Annotated in this window: 4 protein-coding genes and 3 pseudogenes; 4 read left to right on the top strand and 3 right to left on the bottom strand. The window is 53.4% G+C overall.

Annotated features, from left to right (window positions below):
• Nucleotides 1-4: 4 nt before the first annotated feature.
• Nucleotides 5-226, bottom strand: coding sequence for an MFS transporter (locus tag NG99_RS29365; RefSeq protein ID WP_072017620.1), 222 nt, complete (start codon nt 224-226; stop codon nt 5-7).
• A 14-nt stretch (nt 227-240) separates the two neighbouring features.
• Here NG99_RS29365 and NG99_RS18840 point away from each other — a divergent pair.
• Both NG99_RS18840 and NG99_RS18845 read left to right on the top strand, forming a co-directional pair.
• Nucleotides 241-1,209: pseudogene (locus tag NG99_RS18840) on the top strand (aldose 1-epimerase family protein); the annotation flags it as partial.
• A 109-nt stretch (nt 1,210-1,318) separates the two neighbouring features.
• Complete coding sequence (locus NG99_RS18845) at nt 1,319-1,978, top strand: GntR family transcriptional regulator (protein ID WP_034896315.1); 660 nt, start codon at nt 1,319-1,321, stop codon at nt 1,976-1,978.
• Between the two features lie 31 nt (nt 1,979-2,009).
• On the opposite strand, the pseudogene NG99_RS18850 reads toward NG99_RS18845, so the two are convergent.
• Nucleotides 2,010-2,324, bottom strand: a pseudogene (locus NG99_RS18850) (bifunctional 4-hydroxy-2-oxoglutarate aldolase/2-dehydro-3-deoxy-phosphogluconate aldolase); the annotation flags it as partial.
• Between the two features lie 100 nt (nt 2,325-2,424).
• On the opposite strand from NG99_RS18850, the gene istA reads away from it, so the two are divergent.
• Both istA and istB read left to right on the top strand, forming a co-directional pair.
• A complete protein-coding gene (gene istA / locus NG99_RS18855; RefSeq protein WP_034896319.1) occupies nt 2,425-3,597 on the top strand; it encodes an IS21 family transposase in 1,173 nt (390 codons plus the stop codon).
• Nucleotides 3,597-4,397: an IS21-like element helper ATPase IstB gene (gene istB / locus NG99_RS18860; protein WP_034896322.1), complete on the top strand. Its 801-nt coding sequence runs from the start codon at nt 3,597-3,599 to the stop codon at nt 4,395-4,397. Before istA ends, istB begins: the two co-directional genes overlap by 1 nt.
• A gap of 53 nt (nt 4,398-4,450) precedes the next feature.
• Here the strand turns inward: istB and NG99_RS30285 are convergent.
• Nucleotides 4,451-4,566, bottom strand: a pseudogene (locus NG99_RS30285) (DDE-type integrase/transposase/recombinase); the annotation flags it as partial.

The raw sequence follows: 4,566 nt of genomic DNA on the forward strand, positions 1-4,566 counted from the left end.
AAATCTATGTACAGGCTCTACCAAATACGATCAGCGTCAGCACCCGGTTGTGCCCACTCAACAACTGCTTACTCCCTTTTTTCTTATCCGTTCCTTTGAAAGAAGAGATAATTCCTGAAACAACGCTCAATGTTTCACTGTTACCACCATGTACCAGAGTGATAACTTTTTTGGCCTCCTCTATACGGTTATTGCGGATTAGCCAGTGGGGCGTTTCCGGTATCATCAACAGGAACCCGCCATCCTTCACTTCACGAACATGACGGTGAGAACGGCTATGGCTGGCTCCGCTCTTTCTCTGGCATGAACGCAACGTGCGGACTGGATCAGAACCTTTTCCCGGCCACAGATGACGTTTCGCACTACCATTACCCGCCGCGCAAGGAAATCACGCAACCACTTCACGGTCGGGTTGCCAATGCGCCTGCACGCCTGCTGGGTTACGGGGAAAAGTGGAATGCCGATGGTTCCTACACCCTATGGGCAAGAGGTCTTGTTAAGCAGGTGGCTGTTTTTGCTGAGAACCTCTGGCTATACCGTACGGTGGAGGTCGATTTGGGTTCAGACAAGATCCGCCTTCGTGATGAGATGGTAAATATGGGGTTCAGTCGCACTTCACACATGTATCTTTACCATCTCAACTTTGGATTCCCGCTGCTCGATGAAGGCACTGAATACGTGGCGCCGGTATCCGGGATCATCTGGGCAGCACACGCTGAATGTTTTGATGCTCAGGGAGTCGGATACCGGATTCAACCTGCCCCGCAGAAAGACTTCCACGAGCAGGTCTATGAACACAACATGCTCGCCAGCGAAGAGGGCAAAGTTCCCGTTATGCTGGTGAACAGGGACCTTAATGGCAAAGATGGTCTCGCGGTAAAAGTGACCACTCTTAAATCACAATTCCCCTGCCAGTTTGAATGGCAAGCGCTCAGTGAGGGCTGTTACGCTCTGGGGATTGAGCCCAGCACGAACCACGTTCTGGGAAAAAATTTCGCGCGTGAAAGGGAAGAAGTTCGCTGGCTGGAACACCGCGAAAGCTATTGCTACGATCTTGAGATAGAGATCCTGCATGACGCGGAGCTGATAAACAAACAGGTAGCGGCCATCCGTTCAATCTGTTGTCAGCCTGAAGAACAATTTCCCGCTATTCAGGAAAACTGGTTCAGCCTGAAAAAATATCCGAGTCCGCAGAAGTTTACCGAGTGAACCCAGTCAACACGGCTGATACATTCAGCTGTGTTGCATTTTTGTTAAATTGCCAGATTTGAGCATCAGTGATACGATATTATATATTTTGTATAATTGTGAGGTCGCTATGCTGCAGCATGAGAGCATCAGCCATAAAGTGTATGACCTGCTCAAGCAGGAAATCATCTCTAACGCACTGAGTGCTGGAGAGCGGCTGGTAGTGAGCCCGCTAAGTAAACGTTTTGGAGTGAGCAGTATCCCGGTGAGGGAGGCTCTTTTCCGGCTCGCTGCCGAAAAGCTGATAGTGCTGGAGCACAACAAAGGTTTCCGTGTAGCCAATAAGCCCGATGCTAATGACATTGCGCAATGGCAGCAGGCCCGTCTGCTTATTGAACCGGCTATCGCTGATATGGTGCTGACCAATATCACGGCTGAAGAAATTACCCATCTGCGTAATCTTAACCATGCCATGCGAACCCATCAGTATGGTCCGCACTATGATCAGTACAGCTATTTTATTAATCTCAATGCTGAATTTCATAAGCACATCGTCATTGCGTCCCGAAACGATCTGATTATTGAGATGTATGGAACACTGAACTACGGCCCTCAGGTTGGGCGTTTTCATGAAGAACGTGGCGTTCCTGACCTTCAGTTGCTCTGCGATGAACATGATGAAATTATTAACGCCATAGAACAACGCGATGCTGAACTTTATCGCAGCAAGTCCGCAGACCACATCATTCTCGGCTTCGATCGCCAGATTTCTTACACCATCTCAAAATAAAAACGCTACCGGTGAGTAGCGTTTTTTTTATTCAAAGAGCTCGGTTTAATGCCGAAGCTTCCCGCGCAAGCTGGGTAATCCCGGCATAATTACCGGCTCTGAGGAGTTCGGTTGTCACCAGCCATGATCCACCGACGCAGACCACGTTTGGCAATGAAAGATATTCACTGGCATTCTTCGCAGTGATCCCGCCAGTGGGGCAAAAACGTACTGCAGGAAAAGGCCCTCCGACGGCTTTCAATGCCTTCACGCCGCCATTAGCTTCAGCTGGGAAGAATTTAAACACTGACAGGCCTGCGTCCATTCCACTCATCAGTTCAGAAACAGTACTGATTCCTGGTATGATGTCAGCGCCAGTGATATAAGACCCTAAATCACCATTTGATTTGTCCGCTCCACCCTGCATGTTGTTTCCTGATGGTTCCTACACCGAAAAGGATACCAACATGCTGAGCAGAGAGGACTTTTTGATGATAAAGCAAATGCGCCATCAGGGGGCTTATATCGTCGATATTGCGACGCAGATTGGCTGCTCCGAACGCACCGTCAGACGCTATCTTCGCTACCCAACACCGCCGGAGCGAAAATCCCGGCTGCGCATGGAAAAACTCCGGCCCTTTATGGAATACATCGATATGCGTCTGACCGAAAACGTCTGGAATGCTGAGGTAATATTCCTCGAAATCAGAAAGCTGGGTTATCCCGGCGGACGCTCTACGCTGCGGGCCTACATCCAGCCCAAACGGAAGATGCGGCCCGGAAAAAAGACCGTTCGCTTTGAAACCCAGCCCGGCTACCAGCTGCAGCATGACTGGGGCGAAATCGAGGCGGTGGTCGGCGGGGAGTGCTGCAAAATTAACTTTGCCGTCAATACGTTGGGATACTCGCGTCGCTTCCACGTCTTCGCGGCCCCCTGCCAGGATGCAGAGCACACATATGAATCGCTGGTCAGGGCCTTCCGCTACTTCGGTGGTACTGTAAAGACGGTGCTGGTTGATAACCAGAAAGCCGCGGTGCTGAAAAATCACAACGGGAAGGTGGTCTTCAACGCCGGCTTCCTGCAGCTGGCGCAGCACTATGACTTCCAACCCCGGGCCTGTCGTCCGCGCCGCGCGCGCACTAAAGGCAAGGTGGAGAGGATGGTGAAATACCTCAAGGAGAACTTCTTTGTCCGGTACCGCCGGTTCGACAGCTTAACGCACGTTAACCAGCTTCTGGAACAGTGGATAGCGGAGGTGGCCGACAGCCGCGAGCTGCGTCAGTTCCGGCAGACGCCGGCGGCCCGCTTCATGGAGGAAACCTCACACCTGCAGCCGTTGCCGGCAGCAGACTTTGATACCAGCTACTTCGACATCCGGCACGTGGCGTGGGACGGCTATATAGAAGTGCGGGGAAACCGCTACTCCGTGCCGGAAACCGGGTGTGGCCGTCCGGTCTCAATCCGTATCACGCTTGACGATGAACTGCGGATCTACGGCGACGAAGCACTTGTCGCTACTCACCGTCTGACCCACCGGAGTCCAGACTGGCAGACCGTGCCGGAACACCACGCGCCACTGTGGCAGCAGGTGAGTATGGTTGAACACCGTCCGCTGAGTGCGTATGAGGAGCTGCTGTGATGCATGAACTGGAAGCCCTGCTGGGCCGCCTGAAGATGGAACACCTGAGTTACCAGGTGGAAAGCCTGCTGGAGCAGGCGGCAAAAGAAGAGCTTAACTACCGCGAGTTCCTGTGCCGTGCGCTGCAGCACGAATGGAGTGGCCGGCATCAGCGCGGGATGGAGTCGCGGCTTAAACAGGCGCGACTGCCGTGGGTGAAAACGCTGGAGCAGTTCGACTTCAGCTTCCAGCCGGGCATCGATCGCAAGGTGGTGAGAGAGCTGGCCGGGCTGGCGTTCGTGGAGCGCAGCGAGAATGTGATCCTGCTGGGCCCGCCGGGCGTGGGGAAAACGCACCTTGCAGTGGCGCTGGGCGTAAAGGCAGCAGATGCGGGGCACAGGGTGCTGTTCATGCCGCTGGACAGGCTGATAGCGACGCTGATGAAGGCCCGACAGGAAAACCGGCTGGAACGTCAGTTGCAGCAGCTGAGTTATGCGCGAGTGTTGATCCTTGATGAAATCGGCTACCTGCCGATGAACCGGGAGGAAGCCAGCCTGTTCTTCCGGCTTCTGAACCGTCGTTACGAGAAAGCGAGCATCATCCTGACGTCGAACAAGGGGTTCGCGGACTGGGGTGAGATGTTCGGAGACAACGTACTGGCAACGGCGATCCTGGACCGGTTGCTGCACCACTCAACGACCTTGAACATCAAGGGAGAAAGTTACCGCCTGAGAGAGAAGCGAAAAGCGGGCGTCCTGAGTAAAAATCTGGCGCCAGAGCACAACGAGGTACCGCCGGAGAAAACCGGTCAGCCTGGTTGATGAAAAGCGGACATTGAAAATGGTGAAAAACGGTCAAAGAGCGTGGCGTTGACACGGGAGAACAGGTCCATTATGGCCGCAAGGTACAGCCAGCCTTCTCCGGTCTTAAGATAGGTGATGTCGCTGACCCACACCTGGTCTGGCCCCGGCGAGCCTGTACATAGATTTG

This window comes from Erwinia typographi (assembly GCF_000773975.1).
In the GTDB taxonomy this organism is placed as follows: Bacteria; Pseudomonadota; Gammaproteobacteria; order Enterobacterales; family Enterobacteriaceae; genus Erwinia; species Erwinia typographi.